The 19,947-nt window shown below is 57.3% G+C and carries 18 protein-coding genes and 1 pseudogene; 11 read left to right on the top strand and 8 right to left on the bottom strand.

The features are described from left to right. The first annotated feature begins 2 nt into the window (after nt 1–2). From atpB to glmS, 11 genes are all read left to right on the top strand, one after another. The gene (atpB, locus tag I9H07_RS24015) at nt 3–872 is read left to right on the top strand and encodes a F0F1 ATP synthase subunit A (RefSeq protein ID WP_024675083.1); all 870 of its coding nucleotides are present in this window, start codon (nt 3–5) and stop codon (nt 870–872) included. Between the two features lie 138 nt (nt 873–1,010). Beyond that, the gene (gene atpE / locus I9H07_RS24010) at nt 1,011–1,268 is read left to right on the top strand and encodes a F0F1 ATP synthase subunit C (RefSeq protein WP_002555987.1); all 258 of its coding nucleotides are present in this window, start codon (nt 1,011–1,013) and stop codon (nt 1,266–1,268) included. Nucleotides 1,269–1,325: 57 nt separating this feature from the next. Beyond that, a complete protein-coding gene (locus tag I9H07_RS24005; RefSeq protein WP_024647532.1) occupies nt 1,326–1,796 on the top strand; it encodes a F0F1 ATP synthase subunit B in 471 nt (156 codons plus the stop codon). A gap of 12 nt (nt 1,797–1,808) precedes the next feature. Further along, the gene (locus tag I9H07_RS24000) at nt 1,809–2,345 is read left to right on the top strand and encodes a F0F1 ATP synthase subunit delta (RefSeq protein WP_007252348.1); all 537 of its coding nucleotides are present in this window, start codon (nt 1,809–1,811) and stop codon (nt 2,343–2,345) included. A gap of 21 nt (nt 2,346–2,366) precedes the next feature. Continuing rightward, nucleotides 2,367–3,911 (top strand): F0F1 ATP synthase subunit alpha, encoded by a 1,545-nt coding sequence (gene atpA / locus I9H07_RS23995; protein WP_002555984.1) that lies wholly within the window; start codon nt 2,367–2,369, stop codon nt 3,909–3,911. Between the two features lie 50 nt (nt 3,912–3,961). After that, complete coding sequence (atpG, locus tag I9H07_RS23990; RefSeq protein WP_003367855.1) at nt 3,962–4,822, top strand: F0F1 ATP synthase subunit gamma; 861 nt, start codon at nt 3,962–3,964, stop codon at nt 4,820–4,822. A 27-nt stretch (nt 4,823–4,849) separates the two neighbouring features. After that, a complete protein-coding gene (atpD, locus tag I9H07_RS23985) occupies nt 4,850–6,229 on the top strand; it encodes a F0F1 ATP synthase subunit beta (RefSeq protein ID WP_024647531.1) in 1,380 nt (459 codons plus the stop codon). Nucleotides 6,230–6,273: 44 nt separating this feature from the next. After that, nucleotides 6,274–6,699, top strand: a complete 426-nt coding sequence (locus I9H07_RS23980) for a F0F1 ATP synthase subunit epsilon (RefSeq protein WP_003413751.1) — start codon at nt 6,274–6,276, stop codon at nt 6,697–6,699. A 125-nt stretch (nt 6,700–6,824) separates the two neighbouring features. Then, nucleotides 6,825–8,192, top strand: a complete 1,368-nt coding sequence (gene glmU, locus I9H07_RS23975; protein WP_236425284.1) for a bifunctional UDP-N-acetylglucosamine diphosphorylase/glucosamine-1-phosphate N-acetyltransferase GlmU — start codon at nt 6,825–6,827, stop codon at nt 8,190–8,192. 277 nt (nt 8,193–8,469) lie between these two features. Then, entirely contained in the window at nt 8,470–9,240 is a 771-nt protein-coding gene (locus I9H07_RS23970; protein WP_200866804.1) for a DeoR/GlpR family DNA-binding transcription regulator, read from the top strand. A 9-nt stretch (nt 9,241–9,249) separates the two neighbouring features. Beyond that, nucleotides 9,250–11,085: a glutamine--fructose-6-phosphate transaminase (isomerizing) gene (gene glmS / locus I9H07_RS23965; protein ID WP_236425283.1), complete on the top strand. Its 1,836-nt coding sequence runs from the start codon at nt 9,250–9,252 to the stop codon at nt 11,083–11,085. Between the two features lie 346 nt (nt 11,086–11,431). Here glmS and I9H07_RS23960 read toward each other — a convergent pair whose 3' ends face one another. From I9H07_RS23960 to I9H07_RS23930, 8 genes and pseudogenes are all read right to left on the bottom strand, one after another. Then, complete coding sequence (locus I9H07_RS23960) at nt 11,432–12,238, bottom strand: isocitrate lyase/PEP mutase family protein (protein ID WP_236425282.1); 807 nt, start codon at nt 12,236–12,238, stop codon at nt 11,432–11,434. Between the two features lie 98 nt (nt 12,239–12,336). Continuing rightward, nucleotides 12,337–13,062: an NAD-dependent epimerase/dehydratase family protein gene (locus tag I9H07_RS23955; protein WP_236425281.1), complete on the bottom strand. Its 726-nt coding sequence runs from the start codon at nt 13,060–13,062 to the stop codon at nt 12,337–12,339. A 268-nt stretch (nt 13,063–13,330) separates the two neighbouring features. Beyond that, the gene (locus tag I9H07_RS23950) at nt 13,331–14,557 is read right to left on the bottom strand and encodes an MFS transporter (protein WP_236425280.1); all 1,227 of its coding nucleotides are present in this window, start codon (nt 14,555–14,557) and stop codon (nt 13,331–13,333) included. A 172-nt stretch (nt 14,558–14,729) separates the two neighbouring features. Then, nucleotides 14,730–15,593: a methyl-accepting chemotaxis protein gene (locus tag I9H07_RS25260; protein WP_236537390.1), complete on the bottom strand. Its 864-nt coding sequence runs from the start codon at nt 15,591–15,593 to the stop codon at nt 14,730–14,732. Next, a pseudogene (locus I9H07_RS25255) lies at nt 15,588–16,352 on the bottom strand (MCP four helix bundle domain-containing protein); the annotation flags it as partial. The gene I9H07_RS25260 and the pseudogene I9H07_RS25255, both read right to left, overlap by 6 nt. A 415-nt stretch (nt 16,353–16,767) precedes the next feature. Next, entirely contained in the window at nt 16,768–17,712 is a 945-nt protein-coding gene (locus I9H07_RS23940; RefSeq protein WP_024673906.1) for a methyltransferase, read from the bottom strand. Beyond that, nucleotides 17,709–19,157, bottom strand: coding sequence for an iron-containing redox enzyme family protein (locus I9H07_RS23935; RefSeq protein ID WP_236425278.1), 1,449 nt, complete (start codon nt 19,155–19,157; stop codon nt 17,709–17,711). Before I9H07_RS23935 ends, I9H07_RS23940 begins: the two co-directional genes overlap by 4 nt. Nucleotides 19,158–19,423: 266 nt before the next feature. Next, nucleotides 19,424–19,921: a ferritin-like domain-containing protein gene (locus I9H07_RS23930; RefSeq protein WP_024673904.1), complete on the bottom strand. Its 498-nt coding sequence runs from the start codon at nt 19,919–19,921 to the stop codon at nt 19,424–19,426. Nucleotides 19,922–19,947 lie beyond the last annotated feature (26 nt).

Raw genomic sequence — 19,947 nt, 5'->3', positions numbered from 1 at the left:
CCATGGCAGAGCAAACAGCTTCGGGCTATATCCAGCACCACTTGCAGAACCTTACATTCGGGCACCTGCCCAATGGCGATTGGGGCTTTGCCCACACCGCAGCGGAAGCCAAGGAAATGGGCTTCTGGGCTTTCCACGTCGATACACTCGGCTGGTCGGTTGCGTTGGGTCTGATTTTCGTTCTGATCTTCCGCATGGCGGCCAAGAAGGCAACTTCCGGTCAGCCAGGCGCCCTGCAGAACTTCGTTGAAGTTCTGGTCGAGTTCGTCGACGGCAGCGTGAAGGACAGTTTCCACGGTCGCAGCGCGGTCATCGCGCCACTGGCGCTGACCATTTTCGTCTGGGTATTCCTGATGAACGCGGTCGACCTGGTACCGGTTGACTGGATTCCACAACTGGCGATGCTGATTTCCGGCGACGTGCACATTCCATTCCGTGCCGTTCCGACCACTGACCCGAACGCTACGCTGGGCATGGCGCTGTCGGTCTTCGCACTGATCATTTTCTACAGCATCAAGGTCAAGGGCATCGGCGGCTTCATCGGCGAACTTACCCTTCACCCGTTTGCCAGCAAGAATATCTTCGTTCAGGCGCTGTTGATTCCGGTCAACTTCCTGCTGGAATTCGTGACGCTGATCGCCAAGCCGATTTCTCTGGCTCTGCGTCTGTTCGGCAACATGTATGCTGGCGAGCTGGTCTTCATTCTGATCGCCGTGATGTTCGGCAGCGGTCTGTTGTGGCTCAGCGGTCTGGGTATAGTGCTGCAGTGGGCCTGGGCTGTGTTCCACATCCTGATCATCACCCTGCAAGCGTTCATCTTCATGATGCTGACCATCGTCTACCTGTCGATGGCTCACGAAGATAACCATTGAGATTCGTCTCACGACGCGTCTGATGACCGTCTCGCCAATGGCGGGGCGGTGCCCGCAAGGGCTGATGTAAAAATGATTTTGTTTTACCGCTTCAATTAATAAAACCTAACCAATACGACGTAAAAGTCGGGAGGAAAGATGGAAACTGTAGTTGGTCTAACCGCTATCGCTGTTGCACTGTTGATCGGCCTGGGCGCACTGGGTACTGCAATCGGTTTCGGCCTGTTGGGCGGCAAGTTCCTGGAAGGCGCTGCGCGTCAACCGGAAATGGTTCCAATGCTGCAAGTCAAAATGTTCATCGTAGCGGGCCTGCTCGACGCCGTGACCATGATCGGTGTCGGTATCGCTCTGTTCTTCACCTTCGCGAACCCCTTCGTTGGTCAACTCGCTGGCTGATCACTCGAATTTTCGAGTTGATTGGTGTGATGGACAACGAACGAGCGAGGTGTTGGCGTGAACATTAATGCAACCCTGATTGGTCAGTCCGTTGCGTTCTTCATCTTTGTGCTGTTCTGCATGAAGTACGTGTGGCCTCCGGTCATCGCGGCTTTGCACGAACGTCAGAAGAAGATCGCGGACGGTCTGGACGCTGCTTCCCGAGCAGCTCGCGACCTGGAGCTGGCCCAAGATAAAGTGGGTCAGCAACTGCGCGAAGCTAAGGCTCAAGCAGCCGAGATCATTGAGCAAGCCAAGAAGCGCGGTACTCAGATTGTCGACGAAGCCCGTGAAACGGCACGCGTTGAAGCTGACCGTGTGAAGGCTCAGGCTCAGGCCGAGATCGAGCAGGAACTGAACAGTGTCAAAGACGCCTTGCGCGCCCAGTTGGGTAGCCTGGCAGTCAATGGCGCAGAGAAGATCCTGGGCGCCACAATCGATCAAAACGCGCACGCGGAGCTGGTTAACAAACTGGCTGCTGAAATTTAAGCGAGGGCGATCATGGCAGAACTGACCACGTTGGCCCGACCTTACGCGAAGGCGGCCTTCGAGCATGCGCAGGCCCACCAGCAACTGGCCAATTGGTCAGCCATGCTCGGCCTGGCTGCTGCGGTGTCGCAAGACGACACCATGCAGCGCATGCTCAAGGCCCCGCGACTGACGAGCGCACAAAAGGCCACCACTTTTATTGAAGTGTGTGGCGACAAGTTCGATGCCAAGGCACAGAATTTCATTCACGTCGTTGCTGAAAACGACCGTCTCCCGCTTCTGCCGGAGATCGCCGAACTGTTCGACCTGTACAAGGCCGAGCAGGAAAAATCGGTCGATGTGGATGTCACCAGTGCTTTCGCATTGAACCAAGAACAGCAAGACAAACTCGCCAAGGTTCTCAGTGCACGGCTCGGCCGGGAAGTGCGCCTGCATGCTGCGGAGGATGCCTCTCTCATAGGGGGTGTCGTAATCCGCGCCGGCGACCTGGTTATCGATGGCTCAGTTCGCGGCAAAATCGCGCAACTAGCCGAAGCATTGAAATCTTGAGTTTGAAGGGGCAGCAGAGCAATGCAGCAACTCAATCCTTCCGAAATAAGTGAAATCATCAAGGGTCGCATCGACAAGCTCGATGTAACCTCCCAAGCCCGTAACGAAGGCACAGTCGTCAGCGTATCTGACGGCATCGTGCGGATTCACGGTCTGGCCGACGTAATGTACGGCGAGATGATCGAGTTTCCGGGCGGCGTCTACGGTATGGCGCTGAACCTTGAGCAAGACTCTGTAGGTGCCGTGGTACTGGGCGCTTACACGACTCTGGCTGAAGGCATGAGCGCCAAGTGCACAGGCCGCATCCTCGAAGTTCCTGTTGGTAAGGAACTGCTGGGTCGCGTTGTCGATGCACTGGGTAATCCAGTTGACGGCAAAGGTCCGCTGAACAACACCGAGACCGATGCGGTCGAGAAAGTTGCTCCAGGCGTGATCTGGCGTAAGTCGGTAGACCAGCCTGTACAGACTGGCTACAAGGCTGTCGATGCCATGATTCCTGTCGGCCGTGGCCAGCGTGAGCTGATCATCGGTGACCGTCAGATCGGTAAAACCGCTCTGGCCATCGACGCAATCATCAACCAGAAGAACAGCGGCATCTTCTGCGTCTACGTAGCCATCGGTCAGAAGCAATCGACCATCGCCAACGTTGTTCGCAAGCTCGAAGAAAACGGCGCACTGGCTAACACCATCGTCGTGGCTGCAAGTGCTTCCGAATCCGCTGCGCTGCAATTCCTTGCACCGTACTCGGGTTGCACCATGGGTGAATTCTTCCGCGACCGCGGTGAAGACGCGCTGATCGTTTATGACGATCTGTCCAAGCAAGCAGTGGCTTACCGCCAGATTTCCCTGCTGCTGCGCCGTCCGCCAGGCCGTGAAGCTTACCCAGGCGACGTGTTCTATCTCCACTCCCGTCTGCTGGAGCGCGCATCGCGTGTTTCCGAAGAGTACGTAGAGAAGTTCACCAATGGCGCAGTGACCGGCAAAACCGGCTCGCTGACCGCATTGCCTATCATCGAAACCCAGGCTGGCGACGTTTCCGCGTTCGTTCCGACCAACGTGATTTCCATCACCGACGGTCAGATCTTCCTGGAATCGGCCATGTTCAACTCCGGCATCCGTCCGGCTGTGAACGCCGGTGTTTCGGTATCCCGTGTGGGTGGTGCCGCTCAGACCAAGATCATCAAGAAGCTTTCCGGTGGTATCCGTACCGCTCTGGCTCAGTACCGTGAACTGGCGGCATTCGCCCAGTTCGCTTCTGACCTGGACGAGGCGACCCGCAAGCAACTTGAGCATGGTCAGCGCGTTACCGAGCTGATGAAGCAGAAGCAATACGCACCAATGTCGATCGCTGACATGGCGCTGTCGCTGTATGCCGCTGAGCGTGGGTTCCTGACTGACGTCGAAATCGCCAAGATCGGTAGCTTTGAACAAGCGCTGATTGCTTACTTCAACCGCGATCACGCCGATTTGATGGCGAAGATCAACGTGAAGGGTGACTTCAATGACGAAATCGATTCTGGCATGAAAGCCGGCATCGAGAAGTTCAAGGCCACCCAAACCTGGTAAGCCGCAGCGGGGGCCGCAAGGCTCCCGCTTGCTAACCTGATAGGTGTTACATGGCAGGCGCAAAAGAGATTCGCAGCAAGATTGCGAGCATCAAAAGCACGCAAAAGATCACCAGCGCCATGGAAAAAGTGGCGGTCAGCAAAATGCGCAAGGCTCAAATGCGCATGGCTGCTAGCCGTCCTTACGCGGAGCGCATTCGTCAGGTGATTGGTCACCTGGCAAACGCCAACCCGGAGTATCGCCACCCGTTCATGATCGAGCGCCCAGTAAAGCGTGTCGGTTATGTCGTCGTGAGCAGTGACCGTGGTCTGTGTGGTGGCTTGAATACCAACCTGTTCAAGACTCTGGTCAAGGACATGGCGGTGAACCGTGAAAACGGTGTAGAGATCGATCTGTGCGTGGTCGGCAGCAAAGGTGCGGCATTTTTCCGCAACTTCGGCGGTAACGTCGTCGCTGCGATCAGCCACCTGGGCGAAGAGCCGTCGATCAACGACTTGATCGGCAGCGTCAAGGTGATGCTGGATGCCTATCTGGATGGCCGTATTGATCGCCTGTCCGTGGTATCCAACAAGTTCATCAACACCATGACCCAGCAACCCACCGTGGAGCAATTGATTCCGCTGGTGGCAACCCCGGATCAAGGGCTCAAGCACCACTGGGACTATCTCTACGAACCCGACGCCAAAGAGCTGCTGGACGGCCTGATGGTTCGTTACGTGGAATCGCAGGTGTACCAGGCGGTGGTCGAGAACAACGCAGCTGAACAAGCAGCGCGGATGATCGCGATGAAGAACGCCACAGACAACGCCGGTGATTTGATCAGTGATTTGCAGCTGATCTACAACAAGGCGCGTCAGGCAGCGATCACCCAAGAGATCTCGGAAATCGTCGGCGGCGCTGCCGCGGTTTAACGGTTCAAATATTAGAGGAACCAGCTAATGAGTAGCGGACGTATCGTTCAAATCATCGGCGCCGTGATCGACGTGGAATTCCCACGCGATAGCGTACCGAGTATCTACAACGCGCTGGAAGTTCAGAGCGCGGCAGGAACCACCCTGGAAGTTCAGCAGCAGCTGGGCGACGGCGTGGTTCGTACCATTGCGATGGGCTCCACCGAGGGCTTGAAGCGTGGTCTGGAAGTTACAGACTCTGGCGCAGCCATCTCCGTACCGGTCGGTAAAGCGACTCTGGGCCGGATCATGGACGTGCTGGGCAACCCGATCGACGAAGCAGGCCCGATTGACACCGAAGAGCGCTGGGGCATTCACCGTCCTGCACCGTCCTTCGCTGAGCAAGCGGGCGGCAACGACCTGCTGGAAACCGGCATCAAGGTTATCGACCTGGTCTGCCCGTTCGCCAAAGGCGGTAAAGTCGGTCTGTTCGGTGGTGCCGGTGTCGGCAAGACCGTAAACATGATGGAACTGATCCGTAACATCGCCATCGAGCACAGCGGTTATTCCGTGTTCGCCGGTGTGGGTGAGCGTACTCGTGAGGGTAACGACTTCTACCACGAGATGAAGGATTCCAACGTTCTGGACAAAGTGGCACTGGTCTACGGTCAGATGAACGAGCCGCCGGGTAACCGTCTGCGCGTAGCCCTGACCGGCCTGACCATGGCCGAGAAGTTCCGTGACGAAGGTAACGACGTTCTGCTGTTCGTCGACAACATCTATCGTTACACCCTGGCCGGTACTGAAGTATCCGCACTGCTGGGCCGTATGCCTTCTGCAGTGGGTTACCAGCCGACCCTGGCTGAAGAGATGGGCACGCTGCAAGAGCGCATCACTTCCACCAAGAATGGTTCGATCACCTCGATCCAGGCCGTATACGTACCAGCGGACGACTTGACTGACCCGTCGCCAGCGACCACGTTTGCCCACTTGGACGCCACCGTCGTACTGTCCCGTGACATCGCCTCCCTGGGTATCTACCCAGCGGTAGATCCACTGGATTCGACTTCGCGCCAGCTGGACCCGAACGTCATTGGCCAGGAACACTACGACACCGCTCGCGGCGTTCAGTACGTGTTGCAGCGCTACAAAGAGCTGAAAGACATCATCGCGATCCTGGGTATGGACGAGCTGTCGGAGACCGACAAGCAGTTGGTTAACCGTGCTCGTAAGATCCAGCGCTTCCTGTCCCAGCCTTTCTTCGTGGCAGAAGTCTTCACCGGTGCTTCGGGTAAATACGTTTCCCTGAAAGACACCATTGCTGGCTTCAAAGGCATCCTCAACGGTGACTACGACCATCTGCCAGAACAAGCGTTCTACATGGTCGGCGGCATCGAAGAAGCGATCGAGAAAGCCAAGAAACTGTAATCCCGGCGCCCGGCAACGGGCGCTAATTAGGTTGAGGCAAGCAAATGGCTATGACAGTCCATTGCGACATCGTCAGCGCGGAAGGGGAAATCTTCTCCGGTCTGGTCGAGATGGTGATTGCGCACGGCAACCTGGGTGATATCGGTATCGCTCCAGGCCACGCGCCGCTGATCACTGATCTGAAGCCGGGCCCGATCCGCTTGATCAAGCAGGGTGGGGAAGCGGAGGTGTTTTACATCTCCGGTGGTTTCCTTGAGGTTCAGCCGAACATGGTCAAGGTGCTTGCCGACACTGTGCAACGTGCTGCCGACCTGGACGAAGCTTCTGCTCAGGCCGCTGTTCTGGCTGCCGAGAAGGCTCTGAACGAAAAAGGCGCAGATTTCGATTACGGATCTGCAACTGCTCGTCTGGCCGAGGCTGCAGCTCAGCTGCGCACCGTGCAGCAAATTCGCAAGAAGTTCGGCGGCTAACCCCGCTGACTCCTGTGCGCGATTGAGAAAAAGGGTAGCTTCGGCTACCCTTTTTCTTTTTTCAGAATTCTCCTTTCAAGTCAGCCCGCCCCAGGCCCGGTTGTCGCTCAGTTGGTAGTCCTATCATGTCTCTCGATATCGTTATTCTCGCTGCTGGCCAAGGTACCCGGATGCGTTCGGCGCTGCCCAAGGTTCTGCACCCAGTGGCAGGCAACTCCATGCTGGGCCATGTTATCCACAGCGCACGTCAGTTATCCCCAGTGGGAATACACGTGGTGATCGGTCATGGCGCAGATAGCGTGCGCGAGCGTCTGGCAGCCGATGACTTGAATTTTGTGATGCAGGATAAACAACTGGGTACTGGCCACGCAGTTGCCCAAGCGTTGCCTGCACTGTCGGCCGACACCGTATTGATCCTCTACGGCGATGTGCCGCTGATCGAGGTGGAAACCCTCCAGCGTCTGCTCAAGCTGGTCACGCCCAAGCAACTCGGTTTACTGACCGTGAAGCTGGATGATCCCACGGGCTACGGTCGTATCGTTCGTGACGATCAGCAACGCGTTTGCGCGATCGTTGAGCACAAGGACGCCACCGATGCGCAGAAAGCAATTACCGAAGGCAACACCGGTATTCTCGCCGTGCCTGCCATGCATCTGGAAGACTGGCTCGGGCGTCTTTCCAACAACAACGCGCAAGGTGAGTACTACCTGACCGACGTAATCGCCATGGCGGTGAATGACGGCCTGGTCGTGGCTACCGAACAGCCGCACGATGCCATGGAAGTGCAGGGCGCCAATGATCGTAAACAGCTTTCTGAACTCGAACGTCATTATCAGATGCGCGAAGCCCGTCGTTTGATGGCTGCAGGTGTGACCTTACGAGACCCGTCGCGATTCGACGTGCGTGGCGAAGTCAGTGTCGGCCGCGACGTGTTGATTGACGTTAATGTGATTCTGGAAGGCAAGGTCGTCATTGAAGACGACGTAGTGATCGGTCCCAACTGCGTCATCAAGGACAGCACCTTGCGCAAGGGCGTTGTCGTCAAAGCCAACAGCCACATTGAAGGCGCCATGCTGGGCGAAGGCAGCGATGCCGGTCCGTTTGCGCGCTTGCGGCCGGGCAGTGTGCTGGGTGCCAAGGCGCATGTGGGTAACTTTGTCGAGTTGAAGAATGCGACCCTGGGAGACGGTGTAAAAGCCGGTCACCTGAGCTATTTGGGCGATACGATTATTGGCGCGCGGACCAACATTGGTGCCGGCACTATCACGGTTAACTATGATGGCGCGAACAAGCATCAGACGCTGATAGGCGAAGACGTATTCATCGGATCGAACAATTCGCTGATCGCGCCTGTGGCTATCGGAGACGGTTCCAACACCGCGGCTGGCTCTACCATCACCCTGAATGTGGATAAGTCGCAGTTGGCAGTCGCCCGCGCCCGTCAGCGCAACATCGAAGGTTGGAAGCGCCCGGTGAAAATAAAGAAGGATTGAGTTATCCACAGTCTCAATGATGTGTGACGCGGAGCGTCAATCAAGGCATGCCAACGCGGAGCGATTGGCACGAGAGTCAGTTAGACACCTCTCGTTCCTCACGCTCCAGCGTTGGAACGCCTTTCGTGACGCTCCGCGTCACCCTTCTGCGCCGTACCGCACATGCAAATCGCAGTGCCGGACCAACAAAGGCATCACGCCAACTCTCAAGCCTTGACCAAACCAGAAAAATAGGTTTTGATTGCCTTCGCTATCTTTCGAATCGAAACTTAAGGCGATCATGTCAAAGCGCAATACACCACAACGTCGGCACAATATCCTTGCCTTGCTCAACGAGCAGGGCGAAGTCAGTGTTGATGATCTGGCAAAGCGTTTTGAAACTTCTGAAGTTACGATTCGAAAGGACCTCGCGGCGCTGGAATCCAGCGGTCTTTTGCTGCGCCGGTATGGTGGTGCAGTACCGCTTCCGCAAGAACTGATCAGCGAAAACAGCCAGCCGGTTTCCCGCTACAAACAGGCAATCGCCCGAGCGGCCGTCGCCCGGATTCGTGAACACGCGAGAATCATTGTCGACAGTGGCAGCACCACCGCTGCGTTGATTCCCGAATTGGGTCGACAGCCGGGCCTGGTGGTCATGACCAATTCCCTGCATGTCGCGCGCGCCCTCACGGACCTGGAACACGAGCCTGTTCTGCTGATGACGGGCGGAACGTGGGACCCGCATTCCGAATCCTTTCAGGGCCAGGTCGCCGAGCAAGTGCTGCGTTCCTACGACTTTGATCAGCTGTTCATCGGTGCTGACGGCATCGATCTGACCCGTGGCACCACGACCTTCAATGAGCTGCTGGGCTTGAGCCGGGTCATGGCTGAAGTCGCGCGGGAAGTCGTGGTCATGGTTGAAGCCGACAAGGTCGGTCGCAAGATTCCCAATCTGGAGCTGCCCTGGAGCAGCATCCATACCCTTATCACCGATGATCGCCTGCCCATCGAGGCACGCGAACAGATACAAGCCCGCGGCATCACATTGATCTGTGCCGCTGTCAGCTAGGAGAAAACCATGTGTGGAATAGTCGGCGCGGTTGCTGAACGTAATATCACGGCCATTTTGCTCGAAGGCCTCAAGCGTCTTGAATACCGAGGCTATGACAGCGCGGGCGTGGCTGTTTTCAGTAACGAGGGCACGCTCGAGCGCCGTCGTCGCTCCGGCAAGGTCAGTGAGCTGGAGCAGGCACTGGCCGGCGAGCCACTGACCGGTCGCCTGGGCATTGCTCACACCCGCTGGGCCACCCATGGCGCGCCGTGCGAGCGCAATGCCCATCCGCATTTTTCGGCCGATGAACTGGCAGTTGTCCACAACGGCATCATCGAAAACCACGAAGCCCTGCGCGAACAGCTCAAGGCTCTGGGCTACGTGTTCGCCTCCGATACCGACACCGAAGTCATCGTTCACCTGCTGCACCACAAGCTCAAGGACACGCCTGATATGGCGGTCGCGCTGAAAGCTGCCGTGAAAGAACTTCACGGTGCTTACGGTCTGGCCGTCATCAGCGCTGCTCAGCCGGATCGCTTGCTGGCTGCTCGCAGCGGCAGCCCGCTGGTGATCGGCATAGGCATGGGCGAAAACTTCCTGGCCTCCGACCAACTGGCGCTGCGTCAGGTGACCGACCGCTTCATGTACCTGGAAGAGGGCGATATCGCCGAGATCCGTCGCGACAGCGTGCAGATCTGGACCGTCGATGGCCAACCGGTCGAGCGGGAAGTGGTGCAATACCATGAAGGCGCAGAAGCGGCCGACAAGGGTGAATATCGCCACTTCATGCTCAAGGAAATCCACGAGCAGCCCAAGGCTGTGCAGCGCACCCTTGAAGGTCGTCTGGGTCAGCAGCAGGTTCTGGTTCATGCTTTTGGTCCACAGGCAGCCGAGCTGTTCGCCAAGGTTCGCAATGTTCAGATCGTCGCCTGCGGCACCAGCTATCACGCGGGTATGGTCGCGCGTTACTGGCTTGAAGGCCTGGCCGGCATCCCGTGCCAGGTAGAAGTGGCCAGCGAGTTCCGCTACCGCAAGGTCGTGGTGCAGCCGGACACCCTGTTCGTCTCGATCTCGCAGTCGGGCGAAACCGCCGACACCCTCGCTGCATTGCGTAACGCCAAAGAACTGGGCTTTCTCGCCAGCCTGGCGATCTGCAACGTGGGCATCAGCTCACTGGTACGTGAATCCGACCTGACCCTGCTGACCCAGGCCGGTCCAGAGATCGGAGTGGCTTCGACCAAAGCGTTCACCACTCAACTGGTCGCCTTGCTGCTGCTGACCCTGTCGCTGGGCCAGGTCAAAGGCTCGCTGGAGCAGGGCGTCGAAGCGCAACTGGTTGAAGAACTGCGTCGCCTGCCAACCCGCTTGGGCGAAGCCTTGGCAATGGACGGCACCATCGAGAAAGTCGCCGAGCTGTTCGCTGAAAAGCACCACACCTTGTTCCTCGGTCGTGGCGCGCAATTCCCGGTGGCGATGGAAGGCGCACTCAAGCTCAAGGAAATTTCCTACATCCACGCCGAAGCCTACCCCGCAGGCGAACTCAAGCACGGCCCGCTGGCGCTGGTGGATGCCGACATGCCGGTGGTCACCGTCGCACCGAACAACGAACTGCTGGAAAAACTCAAATCCAACCTGCAGGAAGTCCGCGCACGCGGCGGTGAGTTGATCGTATTCGCTGACGAACAGGCCGGTATGAAAGACGGCGAGGGCACCCACGTCATCGCCATGCCACACATCATCGATGCGCTGGCGCCAATTCTGTACACCATTCCGTTGCAGTTGCTTTCGTATTATGTGGCTGTACTGAAGGGGACTGATGTTGACCAGCCGCGGAATCTGGCGAAGTCGGTTACGGTGGAGTGAGTTATCCACAGGTGGTGGCTGCTGATTTTAAAAAATTAAAACTGTGGCACGTGAATTAAAACTGCTGCAGATTTCTCTAAAATCGCCTCTTCGCTTATGCGGTTCTTTTTGGCGCCAGCCGCAACTAGCCGAGCAGCAAGGTTGCTGATGTGCTACTCGGCTAGCGCGACATACAGTCGACGCTGCTTCTTAGATCCGGTTAGATCCGGGCTGGCGCCGTTTAACCGCTCGGTTCATGACCCGGTAGTGTGCTCCAAGACCTTGCCAAGCCAGCAGGCGTTTCCCCAGTACGCCTGGGCTGTGGCCCCTGGGCACCACCGCGTACTCTGCCTGTGGGCGTGTAGCTTTATCCACGCTCCCCCATTAATCCATTCAACTTTGCATACGTAAAACCCTTAAGCGCTTGCGTATCCAACTGCCCGCGCTCAATGAAATAGCGCGCAAGCCCTTCCATCGCTCCGTAAAGGAACTCCGCGATACTTGAACCGGCGCTCAGGCGTCTTACGCCTAAGCGCTGCAAATCGTCGGGTGCCGACAGCCCATCGCGTGCAAGCAGGTTCACCGGTAGCGTGGAGGTGTTGCAGAGTATGGAAATCTCGGCAGGTGTGACCATACCTGCGGCGAACAGGCCGTTGGCTCCTGCTTGTGCGTAAAGCGCTGCACGCCGGATGATTTCATCCAGACGCTGGACGGTGGGCACCAAGCTTTTCAGATAGACATCACTGCGCGCATTGATGAACAGATTAATGCCGTGCTTGTTGGCGACTTCTCGGGCAACTTCGATTTTGCTCACGAGTACTTCCGGTGGTGCGGTACCGTCTTCGATGTTGATACCCACGGCGCCTGCGGCGACAACCGCTTCGACAACGCGGGCTACGTGTTGGAGATCGTCGGAGTAACCTGCCTCAATGTCTACGGTCAAGGGGACGCGCAGTATTCGCGTCATAGATTCAACGCTGGCTGCCAGCCGCGTAAGGGGGAGCTGGTTGCCATCGGCGTAACCATGCGCCCACGCCATGCCCGCACTGCTGGTTGCGATCGCGGTGGCACCCAATGACTCCACGACTTTTGCCCCGCCTGCATCGCTGACATTGGCCAGGATCAAAAGACCATGGTTATGTAACTCATGAAAAATATTGTCCAGTGATTTCATAACACTTTCCTGTCTGAAAGTTGCCATCTATTGACCGTGGCAGGCAAGCGACTGGAGATAGAAAGCCTGCCTTCGTACGGGGTAGCTGCGTTGGGGCGTCAAGCCTCCACGGTAGGAGACCATCCCAGTATGCGCTTGGCTTTTTCGTTGCTGACGGTCGGGCTGTCCTGAGTGATATTGAAAATACCACTTTGCTCTGTTTGCAACGCCAGCAGTGCGGCGCGTGCAGCGGCTTCTACGTGCACAGGGCTGGTGCCTGTAGGCTCGTCAGTGCCAGTGTCGGGCCCGTATAACTGGCCATAGCGCAAGACGGTTCCGTTCAATGTAGGCTCGCTCAGCACTTGCTTTTCCAAGGCCGCCACACCCCCCACGCTTATGCCACGGCTGCCTTGTGCCTCCACGTCTAGAGGACATGTTTCGAGATAAGGGGTGTCGCCTGAACGGTAGGCCCAGGCGATGCTTTGAGCTATCAGACGGGTAGCGCCAGCAGCTCGAGCGGCGGCTACCAGATTACGCGTTCCTTCTGTACGGATACGTGCGTTGTTCTCGACCGCTTTTGCCATCAATTCGGGACTTAGGCCACGAGGCAGATCTGTCAGTTGATGAATAACAGCCCATGGCTGTATGCGGACCAACTCTTCGTTTAAACGCTCGGCGTAATAGACATCGACCACTACTGCCGTAGCACCTGTGGCCTCAATGTCCTTCACTCTTTCAGCGCGACGTGTAGCGCCATATACGCTGTAGTCCGCAGCCACCAAGAGCTTGAGCAGGGCTCTGCCGATTACACCGGATGCGCCGGCTACAAAAACTTTACGCGACATTGCACCCATCTCCTTGAGGTTTCATTGGGACGGAAGCAGGCCGGTGGCCAAGACTTCGCTCAGGCATCTTAGCCGCTGCGCTTGAATCCCCTAGGGGCCAAAAAACATAAAACAGACCATGACAAGAGTGCTGTGTCCGGGACCAGTTGACCACTACAACCCTCAGCACCCTGCTAGCAGAGCAAGAAGCGGTTAGAGCAGCCTAGTAAAAACACCACCACTGCCTGTGGATAAACTCAAAAAAGTGCAACCATTCCAGGCCCCACGCTCAATCCCCACCCTTCTGATCAACCCCAAACGTCGATGAAGCAACAGTGCGACCCACCCCAACAAACCACCATACCGCAACCACCCCCAACAACGCCGTCATCGCAGCCATTCCCAGAACCACCCCCTGTACCCCCAAAGGCGCTGCCAGCAGTGCCACCAGCAAACCAGCCAGTGGTTGCGACAGGTTGTTGAGCAAGGTGATCACGCCCACGGTTTTGCCGAAGTCCTGCGGTGGAATGACTCGCTGGCGGAGGCTGCGCATGTAGAGGTTGAACATCTTGTCGAAGCCGACGATTAGCAGGAAACCTATTGTATAACCCGCCAGGTTCGGGCTCAGGGCGGTGATGAAGGCGCCTGCGGCGATGATGGGGTAAGCGACGCCGCCGAGTACTCGCAGGGGCAGTACCACTCGGGCCAGGAAGAACAGGATCACAATGGTGACCACTGCACCTGCCGCCTGCAGTCCGGCGTAGTCGCTCGTGTCGGCGCTGTATTGGCCAATGACCATGGCTGCCGAGGTCGCCAGGGTGACGCCGACGATCAGGTTTACACCCACGGCCAAGGTGATGATTTTTTGCAGTTCTGGCAGCTCGCGGATGTGCCTGAACGCAATGCGCAGGGGTTGCAGCCAGATGTCCCGATGCTGCTCGTGTACCTCAAGTGTGATGCGACTGTTGCGCTGCCACACCCGCATGCTCAGGTCAGCCAGTACGAACAGTCCGGCGACCCACATCACCACCCAGTGCCAGGCCTGGATATCCAGTAACAACGCGGCCAGCAGCGGTCCGAGGACCAGCCCGGTCTGGTCGGCGATCTGCGAGTAGGACAGGGTTTTGGTGTAGCTGTAGTGCTGAAAGATGTGCGGCATCAGCACCTCGCGGGCCATGATGCCTTGGGTGGTCAGTACGCCGCACAGCGCGGATAGCACTACCAGCCAGGCGATACCGCCGAACAGTGCATAGAGCAGCATGGCAATGATGCACAGCAGCGCGCGGTAAATCTGGCTGATGTGCAGCATCCTGATGGGCGAGAACTTGTCACACAAGGCTCCGCACAACGGAAACGCGAGAAAGCGCGGCAGCGATTCGACGAAAAACGCGAGCCCGGCCCAGGACGCGCTATGAGTGGTCTGGAACACCACCAGCGGTACGATGAACAGCAGGATCTGGTCGGCGAGCCTTGATAGAAACAGCGAGATGAAAAAAGCCAGGTAATCCCGACGCACAGTGACCTCCTGTCAATCGGCGGCACGGCGTGGCCGCCTGTCGCGACATTAGCAGGCGGAGATCGGACTGTCGTGGAAGTTGTGGCGCTTGCGGCCACAGGGCAGGTTGAACACGCTGACGAATCCTGACCTATGCAAGGTGCAGGATCAGCCAGCGTTGTTCATGTGGGGCTCAAAGCTTGAACTGCGCAACCATCGTGTTGAACGATGTCGCCAGACGTGACAATTCGTGGCTGGATGCACTGGTCTGATTGGCGCCCGCTGCTGTCTGCGCGCTCAGTTCCTGAATGTTGACCAGGTTGCGATCGACTTCGCGTGCGACCTGCGCCTGCTCTTCGGAAGCCGACGCGATGACCATGTTGCGCTCGTTGATGGTCCCGACGCCGCTGGTGATTTTTTCCAGCGCGGTACCTGCGCGCACGGCGAGTTGCTGGGTGTTGGTAGCGGTCGCCAGGCTTTTGCTCATCGCAGCGACGGCGCCATCGGCACCGGACTGCACCGTCCCGATCATGCCTTCGATTTCAACAGTCGAAGCCTGTGTACGGTGAGCAAGTGCACGAACCTCGTCGGCCACCACCGCAAATCCTCGGCCTTGTTCGCCTGCGCGTGCCGCCTCGATGGCCGCGTTGAGGGCCAGCAAATTGGTCTGCTCGGCGATGCTGCGGATCACTTCCAGCACCTTGCTGATGTCCCGAACATGACCGGCGAGCGTCGTGACCGACCCGGTGGACTCGGTGATCTCGCTGACCATGGTGCCGATGCCCTTGACCGTATCATCGACTTGTCCACGGCCATGGACGGCATCGTTGGCCAGGGTCTTGGATACATCTGAAGTGGAGACCGCATTGCGAGCGACTTCTTCTACGGCGGCGGTCATCTCATTGACCGCTGTCGCCGCTTGCTGGATTTCGTCGTTTTGACGGGTGAGACCGCGAGTGCTTTCTTCGGTCACTGCGCCGAGCTCTTCCGCAGCGGAGGCCAGTTGATCGGACGCGCTGGAAATCTCCTGAATCGTCCGTTTCAAGCTGCTTTGCATCGTACCGATCGCGTTGAGCAAGTGCCCGGCTTCATCACCTCGAGTGCTGGAAACAGGCTGAGTCAGATCGCCTGACGCAATACGCTGCGCAACTTCGATGGCCTCTTTCAACGGTCTGGTGATCATGCGAGTGATCAGGAAACCCAACATGATCGCCACCAGAAACGCAATGACGATACCGATGGTCAGCATTATTACGGAAGTGTTTTGCAGCTTGTCAGCCGCATCCGCACCTTCTTTGATCTGACGCTTGTTGGAGTCGACCATTATCTGGAGATAGCCACGGGCTTTGTTGAAATCGCCTTCCGCCAGCTCAGTAAGTCGATTGCGGGCTTCTTCCAGATTGCCTGCCTGTTGCAGGTCGAATATTTTCTGCGAGGCAGCAATATAGGAAGGCATCACTACATCGTACTGATCGCCCGCTGCCCGCTCGTCATCTTCCAGCGGAGTCGCACGGTATAAGGCATAGAGTTTTTGAGCTCGATCCAGCGCGGCATCGATGCCTTGGCGCATCTTTTCTGCGGTGGCTTTGTCTCGGGCATCAAGCAGCCGGTAGAGACCGCGGTTGTGCGTGGTCAGCGCGGTCATGGTCTCGTTCGTGTAGGCCACCGACACCAGGTTGTTCGAGAACGTCAGCTTTAGCGCATCGGAAAGCCGGTTTATACCCAGCATGCCCAGACCGCCCACTGCCAGCGTAATAACGGCGCACGCGATGAACGCGACCATGAGTTTTGTAGCAAAGCTGGTACGATTTATCATGTTCATTGATTATCCGTCATCATTAAATGGTCAGTGCTACACAAAGTACCTTCGTACTAACGCTACAGCCCGCTTGGATAACCGGAAGATGCTTGATCACACTAAGGTCGGATCTGGATCACGCCTTAGAGCGTCAAGCATGTGGAAACGTCAGTCGATACAATCTGGCTTCCAGAGATATCTATCTGGATCGGCAGCAATAGAAATTTCTTGATAGTTCATTTGTAATCCAACTAACGTACTGTTTTTATAGCGTTTTTTGTAATGATGAAAAGATGAAAATCATTCTGTGCGGCTGGATAAAGCGCTCTCCGAGCCGATCAGCCCACCGCTGCAACGGGTCAGTATCGATGGCAACGCACACATGAATCCGCCCTTGCGCGTCAGAGGCGCTGGGCGGCAGTATGCAGCCTGATCAAGCCCGTCGAGTGACGATCAATTCCACTGCAGCGATACGGTCCACGTCTTCGTAACCGTCTTCCAGCAGCTCTTCGCCAAACACATCCGGGTCCAGCTCGCGGTAAGTCCATGCCAGCGCTGCATGGTCGATATCACCACGCACTGCATCGAAGAAAGGATCGTGTTCGCCGACCATCGCCACGCCGGTATAGAGCACCAGCGAGCCGCCTGGTGTAAGGCGGTCCAGTGATTCACGCAGGATGCGCACCGACAGGTCCGCACCGAGTGCATCACCACCATGGCGATAAGCCCGGCGTTTGCTGTCCTTCATGTACGGCGGATTGGCGACGATCAGGTCGAAACTGCCGGTCACGCCCGAGAGGATATCGCTCTGGCAACACTGCAGATTTTTCAGACCTGCTGCAGCGGCGTTGATCTCGGCGAAGTGCAGCGCTTTAGGGTTGATGTCGACGGCATAGACCTGGGCTTCAGGGCGTGCAACGGCAACCAACAAGCCCCCGGCACCGGTGCCACAGCCGATGTCCACGGCGCGGCTGATCGGATGCGCGGTGTCCTGCAGATGACGATTGATGGACTGCGCAAAGCGGTAGGTGTCGGGACCGAAGAACACCGAGTCTTCATCGGTGGTCGGGAACGCCGAGTGCACCAGCAGCAGGTCATTCAGGCTGGAAAACCTCACGCGACTCTTCAGGCCGTCGTCGCTGCGCTCAAGAATGCCGGCTTCCAGCAGGCCCTGCGCTTCCGAGACCGGCAGCATGAATTCCGGGATCAGACGACTCCAGCCGAAAATATCCCGCAACGACGCGGCGACGCGATTTTCGGGGCGTTGATTGACGTGGCGGTGGGTCAGCGGCGTTGGCGTGATGAAGCGGTAGTCATTGGTTTTCAGGCGTTCTGCGAGCGTGATCAACGCATTGTGGTCAGGCAGCGGGAGGCTCATGCGTGTGCTCCGGTCAGTCGTTCGGCCATGCTGCTGACGAACAGGCGAGTGGCGTGCAGTCCGGCCGCCGTCGCATGCCGCGCGGGTGACATGCTTGCGATCAGGGTGGACATTTTTTCAGTCGCCGCCGCCGATTCAAGTTTCATGTGCAGTTCGCGAACATCCGGGTCGACATCTTCCAGCGTCGGCGTCGCGAGGGCGGGAGAGGGCTGGACGCCTTGCACGTTGCGAAAGCGTGAACGAAACGCTTCGGGCAAGCGTTTGCCCACAGTCGCCTGAGCGCTGCCATCGGCGAGCCAGTCACCCGCAATCCAGTCGTGCATGAGCTGTTTTTCGTAGCCATTGAACACACCGAACATCGGCGCGCCAGCGCCTTCGAACAACTTCCAGAAGCGACTGTGCAGAGGGTCTTCGTGACGCTTGATCCAGCCTCTGTTTTCCAGCACAGCGAGAAACTCCGGGATCTGATCCGGCTCCGCAAGCCACTCGTTGACGGTCTTGCCATCCAGACGGCAGTAGTCGGAATGCATGTGCTGGCCGAAGGTCCGCTTGCGCTCAAGCATGGCCACCACTTCCTGCTCCAGATCGAACGACTGAATGACGTCGCCAGAGCCCATGCCCAGCTCGTTCAAGCGATAGCCGTTGGCGACACGCCGATAGAACTCGTCGCGCTCCTGACCGACGGGCATCAGTTCGAGGACGCTCTGGGCAGCCTTGCGTGCATGTCCGGTGCTGGCGTTATCGATCGTGACGTGAAGGGTGAAGTAATAGGGGTCGATCTCCAATTCATTCAGTTCAAACGAGGTAATGAGCAAGTGCAGCGGCAGTTGCTCATAGCCCAGGTTGTAGCCGATGACTTCAGGAAGGTATTGATCAGTCAACTGGCCCAGCGACAGCTGAATGGCGGCTTGCAGATACGCTTCATCCGGCAACGGAGCGCTGGTATCGCAGTCGAGGTCGGCCAGCAGTTTGCGGTACAGCGACACATGATTCTGCGCCTGCTCGCCATCGCCCAGTTCTTCCAGATACGTGCGAATCAGGCCATGGAATCGATAGTCTGCCCAGTGCGGTAACAGTCCATATAACCAGGCGCCGTCAACCAGCTTCACTGGCGCAACGTGCTGGATGAAATACATCGCCTGGGCCTTGCTCCTGAAAAACCGTCGCGGCCGGCCAATGCGACGCTCTTTGAGGTAATGCGCGTACTGGTCGGCAACGACCCCGACGTTGTGCTCCATCCACTGCTCGAGTGCTTCCGGCCGGGCCGGAAGATCGCACGCTTCCCGTTCGGCGCGAGCCAGGCAATGATTCAGAAAAGTGACCGCATCATGTTGATGTTCCGGAGCCTGATCATTCATCCATGATTGGTAGATGGTTTTTGAACGGGCTTCTTCAACGACGGTTTTGACGACGGCTGCGCCGGTCATCACTTGAAGAGACGTCATGAAAATCTTACCTCGGCAGTTGAAATCACGATAGATGCGGTCACTCGAGATGTTCTGTTTTCTATAAAGCGTAGAGAAGGGAGTGCTGCGGGCCGGGGAAAATTCAGCGAATTTTGTCGGTTGCCGATAGGTGGCGATTGCCCAAACAAGGTCGTTTCTTATGGTGGCGATCCTGCAAGGCAGCAATGTGACCGGGTGCAGATAAGCCGCCTGGCGTGACCTCATACTCATCAGGCCACATCAGGCGGTGATTCAAAGACTTCAATCTATTTGCTTGAAGTCGCAGCCTGAGTTCCGCCCTGTTCAGCGATGGCGCTCAGCTTCTCGTCCGCGCCTTTTTCCTCGGCCAATGTTGCGCTCAGCAATTTCACCGCCTCTTTCATACCCAGATGCGTAGCCATCGCGATCAAGGTGCCGTAACTGGCAATCTCGTAGTGTTCGACCTTCTGGCAAGCGCCGATCAAACCGGCGTCCAGAACTTCGCCTTTCTCGATCTCATCCAGCAACTCTTTGCTTTCTTCGATAAGACCTTCCATCGCCACGCACTTCATGCGCTTGAGCTTCAGCCCTTCGGCTTCCACCAACTGGTCAATGCGTTCGATCTGGCCGTGGGTTTCTTCGAGGTGAGCCTTGAAGGCTTCTGCGAGCAGGGGATTCGTCGAGGCGCGCGCCAGCTTCGGCAATGCTTTGGTAATTTGCTTCTCGGCGCTATAAACATCCGACAGTTCATGAATGAACAGATCTTGTATCGTTGTACGAGCCATGCAGATAATCCTTTTTTGCACATGAA

The sequence above is a fragment of the Pseudomonas syringae genome, from assembly GCF_023278085.1.
GTDB lineage: Bacteria > Pseudomonadota > Gammaproteobacteria > Pseudomonadales > Pseudomonadaceae > Aquipseudomonas > Aquipseudomonas syringae_Q.
The sequence above is the reverse complement of the archived record's forward strand: the minus strand, read 5'-3'. Positions and strand labels throughout refer to the sequence as shown.

Excerpts from the sequence above, each read along its gene's own strand:
- glmS (WP_236425283.1), top strand. The coding sequence starts at position 9,250 with ATGTGTGGAATAGTCGGCGCGGTTGCTGAACGTAATATCACGGCCATT.
- I9H07_RS23960 (WP_236425282.1), bottom strand. The coding sequence starts at position 12,238 with ATGAAATCACTGGACAATATTTTTCATGAGTTACATAACCATGGTCTT.
- atpE (WP_002555987.1), top strand. The coding sequence starts at position 1,011 with ATGGAAACTGTAGTTGGTCTAACCGCTATCGCTGTTGCACTGTTGATC.
- atpA (WP_002555984.1), top strand. The coding sequence starts at position 2,367 with ATGCAGCAACTCAATCCTTCCGAAATAAGTGAAATCATCAAGGGTCGC.
- I9H07_RS23955 (WP_236425281.1), bottom strand. The coding sequence starts at position 13,062 with ATGTCGCGTAAAGTTTTTGTAGCCGGCGCATCCGGTGTAATCGGCAGA.
- atpD (WP_024647531.1), top strand. The coding sequence starts at position 4,850 with ATGAGTAGCGGACGTATCGTTCAAATCATCGGCGCCGTGATCGACGTG.
- I9H07_RS23930 (WP_024673904.1), bottom strand. The coding sequence starts at position 19,921 with ATGGCTCGTACAACGATACAAGATCTGTTCATTCATGAACTGTCGGAT.
- I9H07_RS25260 (WP_236537390.1), bottom strand. The coding sequence starts at position 15,593 with ATGCAAAGCAGCTTGAAACGGACGATTCAGGAGATTTCCAGCGCGTCC.
- glmU (WP_236425284.1), top strand. The coding sequence starts at position 6,825 with ATGTCTCTCGATATCGTTATTCTCGCTGCTGGCCAAGGTACCCGGATG.
- atpG (WP_003367855.1), top strand. The coding sequence starts at position 3,962 with ATGGCAGGCGCAAAAGAGATTCGCAGCAAGATTGCGAGCATCAAAAGC.
- I9H07_RS23935 (WP_236425278.1), bottom strand. The coding sequence starts at position 19,157 with ATGACGTCTCTTCAAGTGATGACCGGCGCAGCCGTCGTCAAAACCGTC.
- I9H07_RS23980 (WP_003413751.1), top strand. The coding sequence starts at position 6,274 with ATGGCTATGACAGTCCATTGCGACATCGTCAGCGCGGAAGGGGAAATC.
- atpB (WP_024675083.1), top strand. The coding sequence starts at position 3 with ATGGCAGAGCAAACAGCTTCGGGCTATATCCAGCACCACTTGCAGAAC.
- I9H07_RS23940 (WP_024673906.1), bottom strand. The coding sequence starts at position 17,712 with ATGAGCCTCCCGCTGCCTGACCACAATGCGTTGATCACGCTCGCAGAA.
- I9H07_RS24000 (WP_007252348.1), top strand. The coding sequence starts at position 1,809 with ATGGCAGAACTGACCACGTTGGCCCGACCTTACGCGAAGGCGGCCTTC.